General features: G+C 42.3%; 20 protein-coding genes. 11 read left to right on the top strand and 9 right to left on the bottom strand.

What is annotated here, in order from left to right:
• The first annotated feature begins 86 nt into the window (after positions 1-86).
• Positions 87-1,472, top strand: coding sequence for a sugar porter family MFS transporter (locus tag KXZ66_RS20965; RefSeq protein WP_219144728.1), 1,386 nt, complete (start codon positions 87-89; stop codon positions 1,470-1,472).
• A 42-nt stretch (positions 1,473-1,514) separates the two neighbouring features.
• Here the strand turns inward: KXZ66_RS20965 and htpG are convergent, their stop codons facing one another.
• Positions 1,515-3,395 carry a molecular chaperone HtpG gene (htpG, locus tag KXZ66_RS20970; protein ID WP_003243561.1) on the bottom strand — a complete coding sequence of 627 codons (1,881 nt, stop codon included), beginning with the start codon at positions 3,393-3,395 and terminating at the stop codon, positions 1,515-1,517.
• A 167-nt stretch (positions 3,396-3,562) separates the two neighbouring features.
• Positions 3,563-3,814, bottom strand: coding sequence for a hypothetical protein (locus tag KXZ66_RS20975; protein ID WP_219144729.1), 252 nt, complete (start codon positions 3,812-3,814; stop codon positions 3,563-3,565).
• A 116-nt stretch (positions 3,815-3,930) separates the two neighbouring features.
• Here KXZ66_RS20975 and KXZ66_RS20980 point away from each other — a divergent pair, with 116 nt between their 5' ends.
• From KXZ66_RS20980 to KXZ66_RS21000, 5 genes are all read left to right on the top strand, one after another.
• The gene (locus KXZ66_RS20980) at positions 3,931-4,740 is read left to right on the top strand and encodes an SDR family oxidoreductase (protein ID WP_219144730.1); all 810 of its coding nucleotides are present in this window, start codon (positions 3,931-3,933) and stop codon (positions 4,738-4,740) included.
• 301 nt (positions 4,741-5,041) lie between these two features.
• The gene (locus KXZ66_RS20985) at positions 5,042-5,239 is read left to right on the top strand and encodes a Blp family class II bacteriocin (protein WP_040081241.1); all 198 of its coding nucleotides are present in this window, start codon (positions 5,042-5,044) and stop codon (positions 5,237-5,239) included.
• Between the two features lie 23 nt (positions 5,240-5,262).
• Positions 5,263-5,508: a Blp family class II bacteriocin gene (locus tag KXZ66_RS20990; protein WP_040081239.1), complete on the top strand. Its 246-nt coding sequence runs from the start codon at positions 5,263-5,265 to the stop codon at positions 5,506-5,508.
• Positions 5,509-5,589: 81 nt separating this feature from the next.
• Positions 5,590-7,773 (top strand): peptidase domain-containing ABC transporter, encoded by a 2,184-nt coding sequence (locus tag KXZ66_RS20995; RefSeq protein ID WP_041850311.1) that lies wholly within the window; start codon positions 5,590-5,592, stop codon positions 7,771-7,773.
• Positions 7,774-9,243, top strand: coding sequence for a beta-barrel domain-containing protein (locus KXZ66_RS21000; protein WP_219144731.1), 1,470 nt, complete (start codon positions 7,774-7,776; stop codon positions 9,241-9,243).
• Positions 9,244-9,760: 517 nt separating this feature from the next.
• On the opposite strand, the gene KXZ66_RS21005 is transcribed toward KXZ66_RS21000, so the two are convergent.
• Positions 9,761-10,903, bottom strand: coding sequence for a TetR/AcrR family transcriptional regulator (locus tag KXZ66_RS21005; RefSeq protein ID WP_219144732.1), 1,143 nt, complete (start codon positions 10,901-10,903; stop codon positions 9,761-9,763).
• A 142-nt stretch (positions 10,904-11,045) separates the two neighbouring features.
• On the opposite strand from KXZ66_RS21005, the gene KXZ66_RS21010 reads away from it, so the two are divergent.
• The 3 genes from KXZ66_RS21010 to KXZ66_RS22720 all read left to right on the top strand — a co-directional run bounded on the left by KXZ66_RS21010 (position 11,046) and on the right by KXZ66_RS22720 (position 13,013).
• Positions 11,046-12,383 (top strand): aldehyde dehydrogenase family protein, encoded by a 1,338-nt coding sequence (locus tag KXZ66_RS21010; protein ID WP_219144733.1) that lies wholly within the window; start codon positions 11,046-11,048, stop codon positions 12,381-12,383.
• 164 nt (positions 12,384-12,547) lie between these two features.
• On the top strand, positions 12,548-12,775 hold the full coding sequence (locus tag KXZ66_RS22715) for a hypothetical protein (RefSeq protein ID WP_250540147.1): 228 nt from the start codon (positions 12,548-12,550) through the stop codon (positions 12,773-12,775).
• A 1-nt stretch (position 12,776) separates the two neighbouring features.
• Positions 12,777-13,013 (top strand): RDD family protein, encoded by a 237-nt coding sequence (locus tag KXZ66_RS22720; RefSeq protein ID WP_257475324.1) that lies wholly within the window; start codon positions 12,777-12,779, stop codon positions 13,011-13,013.
• A gap of 42 nt (positions 13,014-13,055) precedes the next feature.
• On the opposite strand, the gene KXZ66_RS21020 is transcribed toward KXZ66_RS22720, so the two are convergent.
• Complete coding sequence (locus KXZ66_RS21020) at positions 13,056-14,288, bottom strand: outer membrane protein assembly factor BamB family protein (RefSeq protein WP_042976896.1); 1,233 nt, start codon at positions 14,286-14,288, stop codon at positions 13,056-13,058.
• Positions 14,289-14,388: 100 nt separating this feature from the next.
• On the bottom strand, positions 14,389-14,814 hold the full coding sequence (locus tag KXZ66_RS21025; RefSeq protein WP_021481044.1) for a DUF5391 family protein: 426 nt from the start codon (positions 14,812-14,814) through the stop codon (positions 14,389-14,391).
• Positions 14,815-15,068: 254 nt separating this feature from the next.
• Between KXZ66_RS21025 and KXZ66_RS21030 the strand changes: the two genes are divergently transcribed.
• Positions 15,069-15,524 carry an RDD family protein gene (locus KXZ66_RS21030; RefSeq protein ID WP_015250840.1) on the top strand — a complete coding sequence of 152 codons (456 nt, stop codon included), beginning with the start codon at positions 15,069-15,071 and terminating at the stop codon, positions 15,522-15,524.
• 29 nt (positions 15,525-15,553) lie between these two features.
• Here KXZ66_RS21030 and KXZ66_RS21035 read toward each other — a convergent pair whose 3' ends face one another.
• The 3 genes from KXZ66_RS21035 to yxaF all read right to left on the bottom strand — a co-directional run bounded on the left by KXZ66_RS21035 (position 15,554) and on the right by yxaF (position 18,552).
• Complete coding sequence (locus KXZ66_RS21035) at positions 15,554-16,762, bottom strand: DUF418 domain-containing protein (protein WP_032725023.1); 1,209 nt, start codon at positions 16,760-16,762, stop codon at positions 15,554-15,556.
• Positions 16,763-16,869: 107 nt separating this feature from the next.
• The gene (gene qdoI, locus KXZ66_RS21040; protein WP_043940242.1) at positions 16,870-17,883 is read right to left on the bottom strand and encodes a quercetin 2,3-dioxygenase; all 1,014 of its coding nucleotides are present in this window, start codon (positions 17,881-17,883) and stop codon (positions 16,870-16,872) included.
• A gap of 93 nt (positions 17,884-17,976) precedes the next feature.
• Positions 17,977-18,552 (bottom strand): transcriptional regulator YxaF, encoded by a 576-nt coding sequence (yxaF, locus tag KXZ66_RS21045; RefSeq protein WP_032725021.1) that lies wholly within the window; start codon positions 18,550-18,552, stop codon positions 17,977-17,979.
• 130 nt (positions 18,553-18,682) lie between these two features.
• Between yxaF and KXZ66_RS21050 the strand changes: the two genes are divergently transcribed.
• On the top strand, positions 18,683-19,753 hold the full coding sequence (locus KXZ66_RS21050; RefSeq protein WP_172849921.1) for an SDR family oxidoreductase: 1,071 nt from the start codon (positions 18,683-18,685) through the stop codon (positions 19,751-19,753).
• A gap of 57 nt (positions 19,754-19,810) precedes the next feature.
• Here KXZ66_RS21050 and KXZ66_RS21055 read toward each other — a convergent pair whose 3' ends face one another.
• Positions 19,811-20,242: a MarR family winged helix-turn-helix transcriptional regulator gene (locus tag KXZ66_RS21055; RefSeq protein ID WP_003243994.1), complete on the bottom strand. Its 432-nt coding sequence runs from the start codon at positions 20,240-20,242 to the stop codon at positions 19,811-19,813.
• Between the last annotated feature and the right edge of the window lie 115 nt (positions 20,243-20,357).

Raw genomic sequence — 20,357 nt, forward strand, 5'->3', positions numbered from 1 at the left:
ATGAGATAGGAAATGGGTACTAATCTATTAACTTTGTTACATATTTTTAGATACTCATTGGCTCAACAACTGAGGAGGAGACATTTGTGAAGAAAGACACAAGGAAATATATGATCTACTTTTTCGGCGCTTTAGGGGGACTGCTATATGGTTACGATACAGGTGTTATCTCCGGAGCACTCCTGTTTATCAATAACGATATTCCTTTAACGACATTGACAGAAGGATTGGTTGTCAGCATGCTGCTCCTTGGCGCGATTTTCGGTTCTGCCTTGAGCGGCACATGCTCAGACCGCTGGGGCAGGAGAAAGGTTGTATTTGTCCTTTCCATCATTTTTATTATCGGTGCGCTCGCTTGCGCGTTTTCTCAAACAATCGGCATGCTGATTGCATCTAGGGTGATACTCGGATTGGCCGTCGGCGGTTCAACGGCGCTTGTGCCCGTGTATCTTTCCGAAATGGCACCGACAAAAATTCGCGGTACACTCGGCACAATGAACAACTTAATGATTGTCACAGGAATTTTGCTCGCCTATATTGTGAACTACCTGTTCACACCGTTTGAAGCGTGGCGCTGGATGGTCGGTCTGGCCGCAGTGCCTGCCGTGCTTCTATTAATCGGCATCGCGTTCATGCCGGAATCGCCAAGATGGCTCGTGAAGCGCGGCCGTGAAGAAGAAGCGAGACGCATCATGAACATCACTCATGACCCCAAAGACATCGAAATGGAATTGGCAGAGATGAAGCAAGGGGAAGCGGAGAAAAAAGAAACGACACTTGGCGTGCTGAAAGCCAAATGGATTCGCCCCATGCTTCTGATTGGCGTCGGCCTTGCCATTTTCCAGCAGGCGGTCGGCATTAACACGGTCATCTACTACGCGCCAACCATTTTTACGAAGGCCGGTCTTGGCACATCAGCTTCGGCGCTCGGCACAATGGGGATCGGCATCCTCAACGTCATCATGTGTATCACTGCCATGATCTTAATTGACCGTGTCGGACGCAAAAAACTTCTGATCTGGGGAAGTGTCGGCATCACACTGAGCCTTGCTGCTTTATCAGGCGTGCTCCTGACACTGGGGCTTTCCGCATCAACAGCGTGGATGACAGTAGTCTTTCTCGGCGTCTATATCGTCTTTTACCAGGCGACATGGGGTCCGGTAGTGTGGGTGCTCATGCCTGAGCTCTTCCCGTCCAAAGCGCGCGGAGCCGCGACAGGGTTCACGACTTTGGTGTTATCGGCAGCTAACCTGATCGTGTCGCTCGTCTTCCCGCTGATGCTAAGCGCAATGGGCATCGCATGGGTCTTTATGGTTTTCTCAGTCATTTGTCTTCTCTCATTTTTCTTCGCTTTCTACATGGTGCCGGAAACCAAAGGGAAAAGCTTGGAGGAAATTGAAGCAAGCCTGAAAAACCGGTTTAAAAAGAAGAAAAGCACCCAAAACCAAATGCTGAATGAGCGTACATTATAAAAAAAAGGAATCGTCTCCTTATGGGACGATTCCTTTTTCTGTTTACACCATGACCTTGCAAATATTGTTCGTAAATTCCACAGGGTCCTGAATCGGCAGGCCTTCGATGAGAAGCGCCTGATTGTACAGAAGGTTTGTGTACAGGCTCAGCTTCTCTTTATCTTGTTCAAACGCGTCCTGCAGCGTTTGGAATACCTCGTGATTTGGGTTGATCTCCAGCACTTTTTCTGCCTTCACATTTTGGCTGTCAGGCATCGCGTTTAAGATTTTTTCCATCTCAATTGTCACTTCGCCGTCAGCAGCAAGGCAGACTGGATGTGATTTAAGCCGTTTTGAGATTCTGACGTTTTTCACTTTGTCTGACAGAATGTTTTTCATTTCCTCAAACAGATCCTTATACTTGCTTTCCTCTTCCTCGGACTGCTTTTGATCCTCATCCGTGTCTATGCCAAGGTCTCCGCTTGATACGGACTTGAATTCTTTTTCCTGATAAGAAGCCAGCATTTTAATTGCAAACTCATCGATGTCCTCAGTAAAGTAGAGGATTTCATAGCCTTTGTCTGCCACCATTTCCGTTTGCGGCAGTTTCTCAATGCGGTCGTAAGAATCACCGGTCGCGTAATAAATGAATTTCTGCTCCTCTGGCATTCTGGAAACATACTCGTCTAAGCTGACCAGTTTTTTCTCTTTTGAAGAGTAGAATAATAGGAGATCCTTCAATTGATCCTTATTCGCGCCAAAATCATTGTACACGCCGAATTTCAGCTGTCTGCCGAACGACTTGTAGAACGTCTCGTATTTCTCGCGGTCTTTTTTCAACAGGCTTTGCAGCTCGCTTTTGATTTTCTTGCTGATGTTTTTCGCGATCAGCTTCAGCTGGCGGTCATGCTGCAGCATTTCTCTGGAAATATTCAGCGACAGATCCTCAGAATCGACCATGCCCTTCACAAAGCTGAAGTGGTCCGGTAGCAGGTCTGCGCACTTATTCATGATCAGCACGCCATTGGAATACAGCTCCAAGCCTTTCTCATATTCCTTGGAATAGTAGTCAAACGGCATGTTTTCAGGGACGAATAGAATCGCGTTGTAGCGAACGGCTCCATCCACACTGATATGAACGTGTGTGAGCGGTTTATCAAACCCGTAATGCTTTTCAGCATAGAATTTTTCATAATCCTCATCTGTCAGCTCGCTTTTGTTTTTTCTCCAGATCGGCACCATGCTGTTGACCGTCTGCTCTTCCTGCACCTCTTCAAATTCATTTTCGCTGCCTTCCTTCGGCTTATTAATGGTTGTATCCATTTTGATCGGGTAGCGAATGAAGTCGGAGTACTTCTTGATGATCGCTTTTAAACGATATTCCTCTAAAAACTCGTCATAGCTGTCATCTTCTGTGTTCTCTTTGATTTTCAGGATAATGTCTGTACCGACAGAATCCTTTTCACACGGCTCAATCGTATAGCCGTCTGCACCCGCAGACTCCCATTTATAAGCCTCTTCGCTGCCAAGCGCTTTACTGATGACTGTCACGACATCGGCAACCATAAATGCCGCGTAAAAACCGACACCGAACTGCCCGATAATGTCATGTCCGTCTTTCAGCTCGTTTTCCTTTTTAAACGCGAGGGAACCGCTTTTTGCAATTGTTCCAAGATGCTGTTCAAGCTCATCCTTTGTCATTCCGATCCCCGTATCAGAGATGGTTAATGTTCTCGCATCTTTGTCAGCTGCGACCTTTATGTAGTAACTGTCTTTATCAAACGTAAGCGCATCGTCCGTAAGCGCTTTGTAATAGATTTTGTCAATCGCATCACTCGAATTGGAGATTAACTCGCGCAGGAAAATTTCTTTTTGGGTATAAATGGAGTTAATCATCATATCCAGCAAGCGTTTAGACTCTGCTTTAAACTCTTTTTTTGCCACTCTTGATCGCTCCTTTACCATTATGTAAACCCTTTTCAGCATCTATTTATCACATAAGATGACAATTGTCAATTAGATTGATAGATGCATATATATGTAAATTTAACATTAGTTGGATTTGTTTTCACTCTTTTTCTCACTCATTCTCATAAAAAAGAGAGGCTTCATCATCCTCTCTTTTTTTCTGTGTCATTCCAGCGGCCAAACTCCCGCTTCATCCATATATGCACCGGGTAGAAAAACAAACCGAACGGTATCAAAAACAATAGATTATGCCATGAAGCATTCAGAAATGCGCTTGCAGTCACCGGAAACGTAATCTCTCGCAAAACAAAAGAGATGACAGTCAGCACAACAAATGCAGCTGGAATGGTCACGAAGCAATAAAATGTGAGCTCCTTCTTATGCTGTACCTTCAAACTTGCAAACCTCCCAACAATTTCTAATCCATCTTAACATATGCTGGCATTCCTTTTCTCGCATGTTTATGACTGCACATAGCGGGAAGACAAATAGTAAAAGGAGGTCTCGTATCATGGGAAGACTTGAAAACAAAACAGCAGTGATCACAGGCGCCGCGACCGGCATTGGTCAAGCGACGGCAGAGGTTTTTGCCAATGAAGGCGCGCGCGTGATCATCGGAGATATCAATACAGATCAAATGGAAGAAACAGTGGATGCAATCAGAAAAAACGGAGGACAGGCCGAATCCTTTTACCTCGATGTGTCAGATGAAAACAGTGTGAAAGCATTTGCTGATCAAATCAAGGATGCATGCGGAACGATTGATATTCTGTTTAATAATGCCGGCGTTGATCAGGAGGGCGGAAAGGTGCATGAATATCCGGTTGACCTGTTTGACCGCATTATCGCTGTTGACCTGCGCGGCACGTTCCTTTGCAGCAAATATCTGATTCCGCTCATGCTCGAAAAAGGAGGCTCTATCATCAACACCTCCTCCATGTCAGGCCGTGCCGCGGATCTTGACCGCTCCGGCTATAACGCCGCAAAAGGCGGTATCACCAACCTGACAAAGGCGATGGCCATCGACTACGCACGAGACGGCATCCGCGTCAATTCCATTTCGCCGGGTACGATCGAAACCCCGCTGATTGACAAATTAGCAGGCACCAAAGAACAGGAAATGGGTGAAACATTCCGCGAAGCCAACAAATGGGTCACGCCGCTCGGACGCCTCGGTAAGCCGAAGGAAATGGCAACAGTAGCGCTGTTCCTCGCGTCAGACGACAGCTCATACGTTACAGGAGAAGACATCACCGCAGACGGCGGCATCATGGCATATACATGGCCTGGGAAGATGCTGATTGATGAGAAGTGGAAATAAAATTCAGATGATTCATTAAGAGAGGGTGGATAGAAATCTGCCCTCTTTTATTGAATTTAGGATTAGCATTTCAAAAATCTTATACAGTAGATTATTAGAACATTATAGTAATAATCCAATTTATCCTCTTGAATATACATTTAAAGTCAAGTCGTTTGTCCAAAAGAAATTAAATAAACTCCAACATCTTCATCATCTAAAAGTAAGTTAATTACCAAAGAAAAATATAGTAAATGATATTGATTTTACCAATAATTTATACTAGAATAACTAGGAAACCAGTACAAAAGGAGGGTTATTTATGAAAGAATTATCTAATTTAGAATTAGAAAAAGTGGAAGGCGGAAACTGGCAAAATGTTACGAAGAATACTCTATTTGCTGCTGCTGATGGAGCTGCAATCGGAGGAATGTTTGGTGGTCCAGCGGGCGCTTTTGTTGGGGCTCATTATGGAGCTGCTGCATACGCTATTGGTTACGCTTTGGATCACAGAAAATAATACAATGTTAGGGGAATATACATATGAATAATTTAGAAAATAAAAGTTTTGAAGTCTTATCTGATAATCAGCTTGAGTTAGTAGAAGGGGGTTCAGGCTATGGTGATGGTGTAGCTGGAGGACTCACAGGAGGAGCTATACTAGGCGGTGTAGTAAAAGGGGCCCAAAATGGCGCGAAATATGGAAGACTAGGTGGAGCATGGGGAGTTGCCGCTGGTGTTGTAGTTGGAGGAGCCATCGGTGGTTACTTAGGATATAAAGGGGCTTAAAAATCCCTTAACTTAAGACGATCTGTTTGATTAACAGATTGTCTTTCTTTTTTAAAATAATTAGAATCATGGAGTATTTAGATGTTCTTTAAAAAGTACCAATATGTAAAACAAATTGATGAAAAAGACTGTGGAGCAGCTTGTCTAGCCACTATATTGAAGCATTACGGCTCCAAATTATCAATAAATAAAATTCGAGATATTGCGGGAACAGATAAACAAGGCACAAGCGCACTTGGACTAGTCAGAGCAGCTGAACAATTAGGCTTTTCAGCAAAAGGAGTAAAAGCTGACAAAACAGCTTTAGAAGAACCCTTTACACTGCCGGCTATTGCACATATCATTCTTAATGGACAATTATTACATTATGTTGTTATTCATAAAATTACAAAAGACCAGATTATCATTGCAGATCCTGGCCGCGGAATCATTAAGTACACAAAAAAAGAATTTTTAGAGGTTTGGACAGGAATCTTAATTTTACTGACTCCTTCTGAAACATATAAGATCCATGTAGAGACCAGTACTATACGAAGTGATATATTCAAATTAATACTTCATCAAAAATCATTGATCATCCACACAATTTTAGCATCCTTTATCATTACAGTTTTCGGTATTATGGGGACTTTTTATTTTCAAACGGTCATTGATGAGATTTTACCAAATAGATTGAATAGCACGTTACATATACTTTCATTCGGCCTCATCATTATGTACTTATTTAAAGTCCTTTTAACAGCCTTTAGGCAATATTTAATGATATTATTGGGCCAAAAATTAAGTATTTCAATAATGTTTGGTTATTTCAAACATGTACTTAGCTTACCGATGAAGTTTTTTAGCACTAGAAAGATCGGGGAGATTATATCTAGATTTAATGATGCTAGCAAAGTAATTGATGCTATTATTAGCGCCTCTCTATCAGTAGTACTTGATACAGTAATGCTTGTAATGGTAGGCATCTTTTTATATCTACAAAATACAACTTTATTTTTAATTACATTGGCTTTTATCCCATTTTATGTTCTTACAGTTTGGTTTTTTATGAAGCCATATGAATCCATCAACAATACTGAAATGGAAAACAATGCTCAGCTGACTTCAAAAATAGTTGAGACACTTAACGGTATTGAAACAATTAAAGCATATAATGCTGAATATATGATGTCATATGAGACAGAAAAGAGATTTGTGAAATATTTGCGCTCTGCTTTTAAGCATGGAGTTATCGATAATCTTCAAAATTCTATTAAAATGTTTTTGGATTTAGCAAGTGGAGCATTCATATTGTGGATTGGTTCAACTCAAGTGATGAAAGGAACTCTTTCAATAGGTCAGCTCATTACATACAATGCATTGTTAACATATTTTTTGAATCCTTTACAGAACATAATAGGCCTTCAATCGAAACTCCAGTCAGCTTCTGTTGCTTCTAAACGACTGGGAGAAATACTAGAAGTAGAACACGAAATAAAAGATAAGGATGCTCAAATAACAACGCCAGGGTCTATTAATGGCCCAATTGAATTTATTAAAATTAACTTTCGATATGGTACTCGGCGACTAATCCTAAAAGATATTACACTACGTATAGATAAAGGGGAGAAAGTCGCTTTTATTGGAGAGAGCGGTTCCGGAAAATCTACTCTAACTAAGCTCTTAATGAAATTTTATACAGCTGAGTCTGGTGATATTTTAATTAATGGTTATCATATCAATGATATTCATGCTCATTCATTAAGAGAAAGTATAAGTTATATCCCTCAAGAATCTCACTTTATACAGGGTTCCATTTTTGAAAACCTTCTGCTCGGTAACTCAGGCAGTTTTACCTTTGAAGAGATTATAGAAGTATGCAAACAAACAAATGTACACGATTTTGTCAATGATTTACCAATGAGATACGATACTCTCGTAGAGGAAAACGGGTCTAATTTATCTGGAGGCCAGAAGCAAAGACTCGCAATTGCCAGAGCATTATTAAGAAAACCTAACATTCTCATAATGGATGAATCAACAAGCAATCTCGATACGACTACCGAACAGGGAATATCAAAAATGATATACGATCAGACTGTTGGTATAACTACGATTATAATCGCTCACCGTTTGAGTACAATTATGAATTGTGACAAAATATTTGTCATGGAAAATGGAGAAATCATAGAGTATGGGAACCACAATGATTTATTGAAGAAAAAAGGCAAGTACTATGAGTTGTGGGAGAACCAAATGCCATCCAGAGGGATGGTGACTATTTAGATGAAACGTAACTTTTTCAATTTACATGATTTGAAGGATAGCAGAGAATTCTATGAATCAAAACCCAAACCAATTGGTGTTTTCTTTACATATATACTGATAGCTTTACTTATTGCATGTATTGTTTTTAGTTTCTATGGAAAGAAAGAAGTGATTCTAAAAACGACAGCTGACATCCAATATACAAAGCCTAACAGCAACGTAACAAACGAGATAGCCGGCAAAGTAAAAACAGTTGACATTAAACAGGTTGATAAGGTGAAAAAGGGAGATACTCTATTAACTCTAGACAATACGGAAATCCAAGCGCAGAAAAAAGCTGTTAAAGCAGATATCAAAGATTTAAAAGAACAAGCTGCGTTAAACAAAACTCTAAAAAAAAGTATTGAAAATGACAAAAATTTATTCAGTGAGGACGATCATTGGGGTTATCAAGATCAATATCTCTCGTACGAAAAACAAAGTATTTTGTTAGAGTCATCAAAAGAAAATGCAAAAACTCAGCAGAAAAAACTTAAGAAGCAGAAAGAAAGCATAAAAGATAGTCTGGATAAGACAAAAAACAAAGTCAAACTAAAGCTTCAAAGAATTTCTGATCTGCAAGACTCCATTAAAAACAATAAATCCTTTGCCAAACAGGATGATAAGTACAGTTCTTACTATAATAGTTATCAAACTAACAAACAAAATGTAGAGCAGCAGCTTGATGATCTACGGAAGATGAAAGATGAGCTCGATAAAAACCGTTTTTCACAGCAGAAAGAGAACTTGAACGGACAGCTTGAAAGTTTAAAACAAGATATGTTAGTAAAACTAAGTGAAGAAAAAGACGAATTAAATCAATCTCTTGATGAGATTAACAGTTCAATTAAAAGTGACGATTCTGACAGTGATTCCGATAACTCAGAGGAAACAAATTATAAGCTTTCTATTGAACAGCTCAAAACAAACTTGCTAAATCAGACATCTCAAAAGCAAACAGATCTTCAGACCACTCTTAAATCAAAAGAGGATGATCTAAAGATGATAGATTTACAATTAGAAAAATATAAAATAAAAGCAGAAAGTGACGGCTATGTTAATGTACTAACAAATATATCTCCAGGTGACAATTTACAAGCAGGCACTGCTATTTTGACTATTATCCCTGATAAAGAGAAGCTTAAAGCTAATATTTATATTCCGAGTCATGAGATCACAAATATTAATGAAAAAGATGAAGTAAGATTCCATATTGAAAATACAAATCAAACCATCAAAGGTGTCATTACAAAAATAAGTCCAGACAGTATTAGTGATCAAAACGGACAAAAATTTTATATTGCTGAAAGCACAATAGAGAAAAATAAAGTTATGAACGATAACGGATCAACTTTACACTTAAAAAATGGAATGCAGACCGATGTATCAATTATAGTGGATTCTAAAAGGTACATTGATTATCTACTAGAAATACTACATTTACAATAATATAATAAATATAAATCCAACAGAGGCAATCTGTTTATGGGTTACTCACCGGTCTGAAATAATGTACTTAGAATAAGTGAACCACTCAAAATAAACTATTATGCAATTTCATTTTTGTGGATTTATTTCTTGTTTTATGTAATTATGCTATAATTACAACTAAATTTTCAACAGAAAGGTCAAGCAATTTATGTCGCAAAACAAACTATTATTTTTACTCTTTTCATTTTCTTCTATCATTCACTTGCTCTTCAATACGATTTTAGATCCTACTTCAAGCTGGAAATCTTGGTCGGTGAACATTGCGCTAATTCTTTTAGCCCTTCTATTTTTAAATTTCACTTTGAAAGAAAAGAAAGAAACTCACAAGACCAAGTGACATAACGACACAAAGCCCGGACTGACTATCCGGGCAAATTTATATCCTGTAAACGTTACCTCTCTTAGGTTTTCTTTTCATAACATACTGAAGTTACTCTCCGGCCTTCCATTTCAGCCACTGGCTGGTTTCTCTCGTTTATAGCAATACAACCTTATACTTCTTCACATCCAAAAACTGCAAAAACTTCCTCGCCAGCACTTCCGGCGCATGCGCCTTCCCTTCATCGAGTCGATACAATATCAGCCCGATAATCATCGCCGATACATAATAGGCATAAAGCTTTTTCTCCGCAGGAATATTAGTTTGCTGATGCAGATAAAATGATTCCAACGCTTTGAGCAACTCGGGTATCACATGAGGAACAACCCAGTCCCGATTGAGCAAATGGACAATAGGCATGCGGTCTAAAGCAGAAAGCAGGCCGGCGAGCGCCTCCTCCGCTTCTTCGAAGGAAAGCTCATTCGGACTTGAGGCAATCGTCAGGTGATCAATGATCTCCGCACATGATCGCTGTATCATGGTTTGGAGCAATTCCTCCTTATTGGCATAGTGATCATAAAAGGTTGCACGGCGGATATTGCTTTTCCGGGTAATATCCGAAATTGTGATGGCTGCGTAGTCTTTTTTCTCCGCCAGCACGTCCAGAAATGCCTTCTGGAGCGCCTCTCTCGTTCGAACCACACGCCTGTCGATTTGCTTGTCCTTCTCTCGCTCTCCTGGCACAGCTTGTCCAAACAGCCAATAAAATCTCTTTTGAGAAACAAGCTCCCATACCTTTTGGCTGATAGCTTCCGGAGTCGCGGCCGCATCCTCATTCAGCCAATACAGGATAATCGCGTACGTGTACAAGGCCCGGTAATGTCCGTAAATTTCCCGTTCGATCGGCGTCAAATTCACATGGACCGGAGTCAGCAGCACATCCTGCTGAAACACATCCCTAAAAAAACGATGGAAATGCCCTCTGTTCATCATCACAGAAAAAAAGGATCGATGCTCATGAACAAAGGACAGCGTCGGATGCACCGTTTGCCGTTTTTTGTTCAAATGAAGGGTATCCATATGACTGAAGGCGTCAAAAAGCGCTTTGCCCAGTCCTTCCTTCATGTCTTCGATCACATCCTCAATGATTGAAAACTTATCCTCATAATAAAGGTAGAGCGATCCGCGGCTCACTTTGGCCTTCTCAGCGATTTCTTTCATTGTGATGTGTTGAATATCTCTTTCTTTCAATAAAGCCAGCAGCGCCTCTTTCACTTGAGCTTCGGCAGATTCCGGCACAAAAGACACCTCCAATCATTAGACAGATCTTCGATATATGTACGGTAACGTATAGATGGTTCACCGTTGTCTTTCTTACAGAAAAGGTACCACCTTATAATAGGTCCGAGAAAAGAAGAAAGCAAATGAGGAGGATTTTACAATGGAACAGCAAGTAAAGGACGACATCCAGCGTGTCTTTCAGCTTCAGAAAAAACAGCAAAAAGCCTTGCGCGCTTCAACAGCGGAACAGCGGAGAGAAAAGCTTCAACGCTTTTTAGATTCCGTCATCGAACATGAAGAAGAAATCATCGAAGCGATCCGCAAAGACGTCCGCAAACCATATCACGAGGTCAAAAAAGCGGAAATCGAAGGAACAAAAAAAGCGATCAGAGATAATATGAATAACCTGGAACAATGGATGGCGCCTAAAGAAGTCGGTTCATCGTTAAGCCCTGACGCAAACGGAATTCTTATGTACGAGCCTAAAGGCGTCACACTCATCCTCGGCCCGTGGAACTATCCGTTTATGCTGACGATGGCGCCGCTTGCCGCTTCTCTCGCAGCCGGAAACAGCGCGATTGTGAAGCTGTCCGATTTCACGATGAACACGAGCAACATTGCCGCTAAAGTGATAAGAGACGCTTTTGATGAAAAAGAAGTCGCGATTTTTGAAGGAGAGGTTGAGGTGGCAACCGAACTACTTGATCAGCCGTTCGACCACATTTTCTTCACTGGAAGCACAAATGTCGGGAAAATCGTCATGACAGCGGCTGCCAAACACTTGGCATCTGTCACACTTGAGCTTGGCGGCAAGAGCCCGACGATTATCGACAGTGAATACGATCTGATGGACGCAGCGAAAAAGATCGCCGTCGGGAAATTCGTAAACGCCGGCCAAACCTGCATCGCACCTGATTACCTGTTCATTAAAAAAGACGTTCAGGACCGGTTCGCGGGGATTTTACAAACAGTCGTCAACGCTGGATTTATGGAGGATGATCATAACCCAGACCGCAGCAAATTTACGCAGATCGTCAATGACCGCAACTTCAACCGCGTCAAAGATCTGTTCGACGATGCCATCGAAAAAGGGGCGGAAGTGGTGTTCGGCGGCGTATTCGATGCCAGCGACCGCACGATCTCGCCAACCGTTTTGAAAAACGTCACGCCTGACATGAAAATCATGCAGGAGGAAATCTTCGCACCGATCCTGCCAATGATGAACTATGAAGACATCGACGAGGTCATCGATTACGTAAATGACCGCGATAAACCGCTTGCACTTTATGTGTTCAGCAAAAACCAAGACCTGATTGACAACGTCCTTCAGCACACGACATCAGGAAATGCCACCATCAATGATGTCGTCGTCCATTTCAGTGACGTCAACCTGCCATTCGGCGGCGTAAACACAAGCGGAATCGGCTCCTATCATGGGGTATACGGATTCAAAGAGTTTTCTCATGAGAAGGGTGTATTTATTCAAGCCTCCAAATAATCGTAACGAAGAGAATCTGCATCATCTTGCAGGTTCTTTTTTTATCTTTATATCACCTAAATAAAGAGATTAAAAGTGATAAAATACCATTTTTACTACGAGACCAAACCCTGCAGCCTCTAACGTATAATATCCCAGAAAACTTCAAAGGAGTAAAATGATACATGGAAAAACCAGCAGGATTTTGGATTCGGGCAGCCGCCTCTATTATTGATGTATTTATTATAGCTATATTCTCTTTCATTATGATTTTCATTAACACCTTCATTGTGTTGCCACTCATTGATGCGGCAGGTACACACATGTCAGAAGCCCAATATGAGTTTTTCATGTTGATCATTGGCACAATCCCTGTTTTGGCCATCATATTTATTTTCGCTATTTTACTATAGCTTGCTGACTTCTTCAAACATGCAAGCAGCATTGGGAAAAAAACTCATGGGCATCATCGTTGTCAATCAGCATGGTGAGCGTATTTCTTTTTGGCACAGCTTCGGCCGTTTCTTCGCTTACATACCATCCGGAATTTTGTATATCGGTTACATTATGGCGGCTTTCCCCTCTAAACTGGCATTACACGATTATATTTGCGGGACAAAAGTTGTCTATAAAAATAAATATCTTGATTGATCAAAAAACAGGCTGCCGAGTTAACCTCGCCAGCCTGTTTTACTATTTCCCAAAAGCCATCAGCTTCGTATAACTTCCAATATAAAGCGTTCCGTCCTCAGCGAGCTGAGGAGAAGACACGACGTTGCTGTCGGTTTGATAGCTCCATAATTCATTGCCGTTTGCGTCTGCCGCATAAACCTTCATATCATCTGACCCGAAATAAACCGTTCCCTTCGCGTCAATCAGCGGCGCCGTTCTGACAGGGCCGTCTGTGTAGAATGACCAGTTCATATCCCCGTTTTTGCTGATGGAAAACAGCTCGCCGCTTCCTGAGCCGATGTAGATATTGCCATTATGATCAATCGCAGGAGATGAGCTGGAGAACCCGTTTAACGGGAATGTCCATTTCAAACTGCCTGTTGATGTATAGGCATACAGCTGTCCATCTTGGTTGCCGGCATAAATGTTTCCGTCCTTATCAATCACCGGATATCCTTTAAACGCATTTGACGTCGTTCTGGACCATTTCACCTGTCCGGTTCCGGAGTTGATCGCATAAAACACGTAATTATATGTGCCGACATACACGGTGCCGTTTTTGGCAAGCACCGGCACAGAGCTGACGACACCATTTGTTTTCAACTTCCAGCGCTCTGTCCAGGTTGATTTTGACGTCGGTTTGATCGCGTGAACATAATTATCAAGTGTTGAGAAATACAACGTCCCGTCTGAACCGATCACCGTTTCAGAGCTTGGCCCGCCGCTTAACGGAACCGTTGTTAAAATTTCTCCCGTTTCTTTGTCAATAAAATAAATCTTTTTGTCATAGGATGCCAAATAGATAACGCCGTTGGTCCCAAGTACAGGAGATTGCGTATATGTTTTTCCAAGATTGCCAGTCACCCATTTGACTGAGCCGTCTGGATTAAAGGCTTTCATTTCCCCGTCTCTGGAATGAAGATATACTGTGCCGTCTCCGTCAATCACAGCCCCCGCTCCATTTTGCGGAGTCGTTCTGATGTCGTTTTGCCATTTCAGCGTCCCGTCTGTATTTCCGGCGAACCGGCTTTCGCGTGACCAGTTAAACATGGCAGGCGCCATCGCTTGTACATCATATCTTCCTGGCAAAAAGCCAGATGCTCCATTATTTTGAGAAAACACCGTTTCCGCCGCATAAGCAGCTGTCGGCTGAAGCACTTTGGCAGTGGGCACATCAGAAACAGCGCCGGCCGAAACAGCCGCCGCCACCGCAGCTCCCGCAATCAAAGCTTTCATACGAAATGACTTGACCATCATTGAGACCCCCATTATATGTAACTTCTAATTTGTGACCATCATAACATATTCATCCATTTTATAAATCTATTTCACAAAACCATCACAAACTAGAAAACTATGTAAGTGTATGCGCAGACGTTTTTTCAGCACCCGGCCGAAATGCAGACACAAACCAAATGACGTTGACAGCAGCCGCAGCGAGACTAATTCCGAAAACAAAGATCACCTCAGAAAGCAGATGGTCACTAAAGAAACTAAACATCAAGATAAAACCGGCCGAAGACAAATGAATCAAAAGCCCGAAGCCGCAAAGCACCGCCATGACATACCTCATTGCATCGACTCCGAGCATATAAACGAGAAATGGAATGAAATACAATACAAGGATCATACCGACAGCTGACCACATGCCAACTGAATTAAACTGATTGGCCGCCGCTCCCGTTCCGGCCAGCGGCGAAAGTGAAGCCGCCACGATCACAGCGCAAAAAAGAAACGCAGAAATGGCTGTCATGATCGCCACGCTGTTTTTTCTAGACATCAAACTCCTCCTTAGATAGAAATATTAACCTTTTCATTATAAGAGAGCTGTGTAGAAAATTCATTATTTATTAAAAAATTCCAGAATGCATACACAAATGCTATGCTTCTTTCTAGTATATTTATATAGTAAAAAACAAAGGATAAAAGACTCATTTTTCTGTAATATCAGGATTTTATCACCATACCATATTGCATGTACTTGTTTTTCAAAGTATACTATTCCAGATTAATTCAGAGGAGAGAGAAAAATACATGGAAAAACCAGCAGGATTTTGGATTCGTTTTTTAGCTTATTTTATTGATGGCATTATTGTATCTGTTCCTAGTTATATTATTCTATTTGTGATCAATTCTGTTTTTGTAGCTGGGGCTGTGGCAACAAACCCTTACATGACGGAAGAAGAGTATTTAGTGAAATACATGACGCTTGCATTTTTGCCTACTATGCTGATCATGATCGTCATCAGCGTATTATATTACGGGCTGCTCACAGCTTCTAAAATGCAAGGCACACTTGGCAAAAAAATTCTTGGCCTGAAAGTGGTCAATGAACAAGGCGAACGGGTTTCTGTCGGACAGGGAATTGGCCGTTACTTTGCCTATATCTTATCTGGAATCATCTTTTATATCGGGTTTATCATGATCGCCTTTGGAGAGAAAAAAGGCCTGCATGACATCATTTGCAAAACACGTGTCGTGTATAAATAATAGAAAAAAGTCTAGACGCCAATAGGCATCTAGACTTTTGTTTTCTTTACAATAGGCTGCCACGACAGATACGTAGCGCTTCTCCACAGCCACTCAAACGGCCCCATCCGAAAGACACGAAGCCAAAGGTGGCTGAAGACCATTTGAACGGCACAAACAGCAATTGTAATGAGCACGCCCGCAGCAGGGTACACTTTTCCATACAGGCCCAAGCCGTAATGATAAAAAATCCAAGTACACACAATAGACTGCATCAAATAATTGGTAAATGCCATCCTCCCAACAGCGGAGAATGATTGCAACACTGTTCTCACTTTTGTTTTATGATAAAGATAGACAACCGTTGTAACATAGAAAAACATGAGGAAAGGCGCGCCAATCAGCAGAAATAGTTCCTTTTCCGTTACACTGTACAGCACATGGGCGCCGATGCCGATGACAAGCCCAGCCATCCATAATCGTTTTAATCCTTTGCGATGCTTTTCCGGTTCATGCAAATACCGTGATTTTGCTGCCGCAGCTCCCAGCAAAAACATGCTGAAATATGGAATGGATGCAAAGAAAAAGTTGAGCGGATTATACGTAAGCATGCCATTCGAAGACATGTAAACAAGACGATCATGGATCCGTTGTTCTGCAATGTCCCTCAGGCTGCCGCTTCCATAAACATGAATCGCTTGTTTTGCCTGCTGTGTTACCGCTTGTACCCATTCCTGTCCGTTTGATTGATCAAAACTTGTCAACATGAACGGAATGGAAAACAGAAGATACAAAGAGACCGCCCATATCAGCAGTGTTTTCGGCTTTGCTTTTCGAAACAAGAGCAGGACAAAACCGAGCAGGGCATATTCTGTTAAAATATCCCCGTCCCATATCAAAAAGGCATGAATCGTTCCAAACAAGAGAAGCGCCATTAACCTTCTCACATATAACGGAACAAACCGTTTCCCTTTGTTTTCTGCTCTCTCCATCATGACAACCATGCCAAATCCAAATAAAAAGGAAAACAATAAAATACATTTTGTTTGAATGAAGAATTTCAGTATGTCTGCGGCGGCAAAATCAGCTTCAGACCACTTATCCATGAAAAAATTCTCTTTTCCAAGCATAGACAAATACATATCCGGATAACTAAAATGTGCCAGATTGACAAATAAGATGCCGAAAATCGCCATTCCTCTCAGCACATCAAGCACACCGATCCGCTCATTTGTTAAAGTCGGCTGTAATGAAGACATAGCCATCACGCTCCTTTTTTCTGTACCTTAAGGGTATGAAAAAATGAAGCGCGGAAACATCGATTTAGGTGTCAGGCCGGCATGAAAACCTTACAATCTTGTCATCTTTATGGTTTCATCACCTTTAAATCTAATGCTTCGATATTCTGCAAAACGCGATCAAAGCGCAAAGCCTGAGGCTCACATGGGAAGATGTGGCCTTCATACGGGTCGCCTAACGTCCGGAAAAACGGTTCAAATAAACCAGGAACCAATACGCCCACCATCTTTGTATAGTAAGAATCAAGGCGATAGGAGTGAACGGTATTTGCAGGGACATGCAGGAAATCTCCCGGATTCAGCTGAATTTCCTGGCCATCTGCCCACATCGTCATCTGACCTTCAAGGCAATAAAATGTTTCTGTATGATGTTCATGGTAGTGATCAACGATTCGGTCACCTTTAGGGCCTTCAGAGGATACGACGATAAACTGGCCATCTGTATTTTTTTGTGCAGCCACAATGCGGTGAAGCTGATCTCCAGTCAACAGGCGATCTCCTTCTCCAGATTCAAGAACGTATGGAACCGCTCCATCTGGCAGCTCTGTAAGTTCCGCTAATTTGGCCGAACATGCAGGCTTTCCTTCATCTAGAAATACAATGTCCGCTACAGCGGCTGCTTCTGCAAATCGCTCGTTTGAGACTTCTTCGCTTGCGTACGGCGGATGTTCAGCGTGATCATACGGATTCCCAATAACGGAATACAAGTGCGCTACGTTTCCTTTCATCGTGTAAGATACCAGTCTTGTTCTGTGGCTCTGCATCCGGTAGCTGTGCGGTGTTCCCGCCGGAATGTTGGCATAATCACCTGATATTAATAAATAGCGTTCACCATCAAGTGTCAGTTCCAGTTTCCCGTCCAAAACGAGAATTCCTTCATGTGTGTCCTTGTGGACGTGAAGCGGAAAGGCATCTCCTTTTCCCCCGGAAAGAAGCACGATCTCAAACAAATCACCTGTGCTCCTCCCATTCGCCATCACCGTGGCAACCTGTCTGCCGAACAGATAGCGCTCGCCTTCTCCGCTCCGGAGCAAATAAGGCATTTTTTCTTTAGGCAATGAATGTTTACATAATGTTTTCATATTATCGCTTCCTCCAATTTAGACCAGTCTATATATTATCATTTATTTGTCTAGACCGTTCTATATAATTGTAGGAGAAAGGATAACAAAATGCTACCCTTTTTTTCTCACCAGCACTGGTATTTGTTCGGCAATGAGAAGAAGAGGCGTTTTGTCTTTATTCGTTAACGAAAGCATGATGCCGCCCTCAATCATCGAATTAATCAGCGTTCCAAGCTGATTTGCTTCTTCTTCTGCAAATCCGTTTTCCATTAATTTTCTGGCAAAAACCGCTTCCCAGCTTTTAAACACCTTCATGCAAACCGTCCGCAGCGGTTCACTGATTAACGCTGTCTCACTCGCCAGCAAACCGACTGGAATACCTTTAATGCTTTCTGTGTTATCAAATTGGCTGGCTGTTTTTTTGATAAAAAGCTGAATCGCTTCAACAGGATCAGAGGATTCATCCATGCTTTTCTGTATCAGATGTTCAACGATCTTACCCGTATATGTAACCGCTTCAATTGCTAGTTCTTCTTTGCCCTTCGGAAAAAAGTGATAAAGCGATCCCTTAGGAGCACCGCTTTCTTTTACAATCTGGTTCAAACCTGTCGCGTGATATCCTTGCAGCTGGAACAGACGTGACGCCGTGTGAAGGATTTTTTCACGTGAATCTCCTCTGCTAGTCATTAAAACATTCCCTCCTAGGTATGGTAGAGCGACTTATATAATATAAAAAAGAACCCTGTGATTGTCAAAAGGGGTAAGACCCTTCCGGATGGGGTAATGTACAAAAACAGCGTCTAGGAGGGATCTCTCAATGACAATTGATCATTCAGTCACGAATACAGAGCAGCTTGAACAACAGAACCCCGGCATGAAAACGAAGATCAAACTGAAAAAACTCAAGGATCAGGTAATCGTCATTACCGGCGCTTCAAGCGGTATCGGACTTGTCACGGCACGAATGGCAGCAGAAAAAGGCGCAAAGGTCGTGGCAGCAGCGCGAAATGAAGACGCGCTGAAGGAGCTCACTGATGAACTTAAGGAAAAAGGGCACGACGCCATATGGGTAAAGGCGGATGTCGGAAAAGAAGAGGACGTCAACCGCATCGCAGAAACCGCGATCAGCACATTCGGCCGCTTTGACACATGGGTCAACAATGCGGCCGTCTCGACTTTCGGACATGCCATGGACGTCACCGTCGAAGACATGAAGCGCATGTTCGACACAAATTTCTGGGGACCTGTTTACGGAACAAGAGCGGCTGTCAAACACTACACCGGCAGAGGTGTGCCGGGCGCACTCATTAATGTAGGAAGCCTGTTCGGAGACAGGGGAACAGTCATTCAATCCACATATGCGTCTGCCAAATTTGCGCTTCACGGCTGGACGGAAAGCATCCGAATGGAGCTTGAAAAGGAACAGGCGCCCGTCTCGGTAACGCTCATCCACCCGGGCAGAATTGACACACCATATAACGAGCATGCGCACAGCTACCTCGACAAACAGCCGGCTCATTACCGCTCCATGATCTATCCACCGGAAGCAGTCGCCGAAGCGATCCTGTTTGCCGCCGAACACCCTAAGCGCGACATGTACATCGGGTCACAGGCCAAAGCCATCGCCATGCTGGGCGCGCTTTTCCCTCGTCTGACCGACAGACTGATGGAAAAAATCATGTATCACAGCCAGCATGCCGAAAGACCGTCCAAACCGCGAGAAGAAAGCGCTCTTTATGATGCGGGCTGCGGTATGCATGACAGAGGCACAAATAAAGGATGGATGAGGTCAAGAAGCTACTACACGAAAGCGACGAAGCGCCCCATTGTATCGGCGGCTGTTGTTGCCGGACTAGTGGCTTGGGCTGCCGCCAAACGATGCAGATAATCTCTGACCATAAGAAAAACCCATGCTGTTCCAGCGGAACCATGGGTTTTTTAGCTGTTAATCGATAAAAGCCTTGTTCATACGCTGCAGTAGCTCGCCAAACATCTCTTTTTCCTGTGTTGACCATTCTTTCAGCATCTGTTCATAACGTTCAAGGCGCTTTTGCTGATCAGCTTTTAATAGTTGTTTGCCGAGTTTTGTAATGGTAAACAGGCTGACTCTCCCATCAGACGGGTCTGAGAAACGATAGATGAGCTCCTTTGCCTCTAATGCAGCTGCTTGTCTTGAAAGAGTAGAAATATCAAGCTTAAACGATTCTGCCAATTCCTTAACACGAGCAGGCCCAAACTCATCCAATTGTCTCAGTAATAAGTACGAAGATCTCTCCAAATTCCCTGTTCTTTTCTCCGATTGATCCAGATAAACAGCTCTCCTGATAAAAGTCGTCAGCTCATATTCAATTAATTCAACTGGATTTTGATTTTGCAATCGCTCTCGCTCCCTATTCCAATCTCCGGCATTGACAACATCATATATACTTGTATAATACAAATGTACATTAACTGAATAAATACAAGTCGTTATATGACTAAATCAATTATTA

It is taken from the genome of Bacillus sp. LJBS17 (genome assembly GCF_019334685.1).
Lineage (GTDB): Bacteria > Bacillota > Bacilli > Bacillales > Bacillaceae > Bacillus > Bacillus subtilis.

What these genes read in the sequence shown, in the direction of transcription:
- KXZ66_RS20980 (WP_219144730.1), top strand. Translation starts at nt 3,931, where the DNA reads ATGGGAAGACTTGAAAACAAAACAGCAGTGATCACAGGCGCCGCGACC.
- KXZ66_RS20985 (WP_040081241.1), top strand. Translation starts at nt 5,042, where the DNA reads ATGAAAGAATTATCTAATTTAGAATTAGAAAAAGTGGAAGGCGGAAAC.
- KXZ66_RS20990 (WP_040081239.1), top strand. Translation starts at nt 5,263, where the DNA reads ATGAATAATTTAGAAAATAAAAGTTTTGAAGTCTTATCTGATAATCAG.
- KXZ66_RS20995 (WP_041850311.1), top strand. Translation starts at nt 5,590, where the DNA reads ATGTTCTTTAAAAAGTACCAATATGTAAAACAAATTGATGAAAAAGAC.
- KXZ66_RS21000 (WP_219144731.1), top strand. Translation starts at nt 7,774, where the DNA reads ATGAAACGTAACTTTTTCAATTTACATGATTTGAAGGATAGCAGAGAA.
- KXZ66_RS21010 (WP_219144733.1), top strand. Translation starts at nt 11,046, where the DNA reads ATGGAACAGCAAGTAAAGGACGACATCCAGCGTGTCTTTCAGCTTCAG.
- KXZ66_RS22715 (WP_250540147.1), top strand. Translation starts at nt 12,548, where the DNA reads ATGGAAAAACCAGCAGGATTTTGGATTCGGGCAGCCGCCTCTATTATT.
- KXZ66_RS21020 (WP_042976896.1), bottom strand. Translation starts at nt 14,288, where the DNA reads ATGGTCAAGTCATTTCGTATGAAAGCTTTGATTGCGGGAGCTGCGGTG.
- KXZ66_RS21025 (WP_021481044.1), bottom strand. Translation starts at nt 14,814, where the DNA reads ATGTCTAGAAAAAACAGCGTGGCGATCATGACAGCCATTTCTGCGTTT.
- KXZ66_RS21030 (WP_015250840.1), top strand. Translation starts at nt 15,069, where the DNA reads ATGGAAAAACCAGCAGGATTTTGGATTCGTTTTTTAGCTTATTTTATT.
- KXZ66_RS21035 (WP_032725023.1), bottom strand. Translation starts at nt 16,762, where the DNA reads ATGTCTTCATTACAGCCGACTTTAACAAATGAGCGGATCGGTGTGCTT.
- qdoI (WP_043940242.1), bottom strand. Translation starts at nt 17,883, where the DNA reads ATGAAAACATTATGTAAACATTCATTGCCTAAAGAAAAAATGCCTTAT.
- yxaF (WP_032725021.1), bottom strand. Translation starts at nt 18,552, where the DNA reads ATGACTAGCAGAGGAGATTCACGTGAAAAAATCCTTCACACGGCGTCA.
- KXZ66_RS21050 (WP_172849921.1), top strand. Translation starts at nt 18,683, where the DNA reads ATGACAATTGATCATTCAGTCACGAATACAGAGCAGCTTGAACAACAG.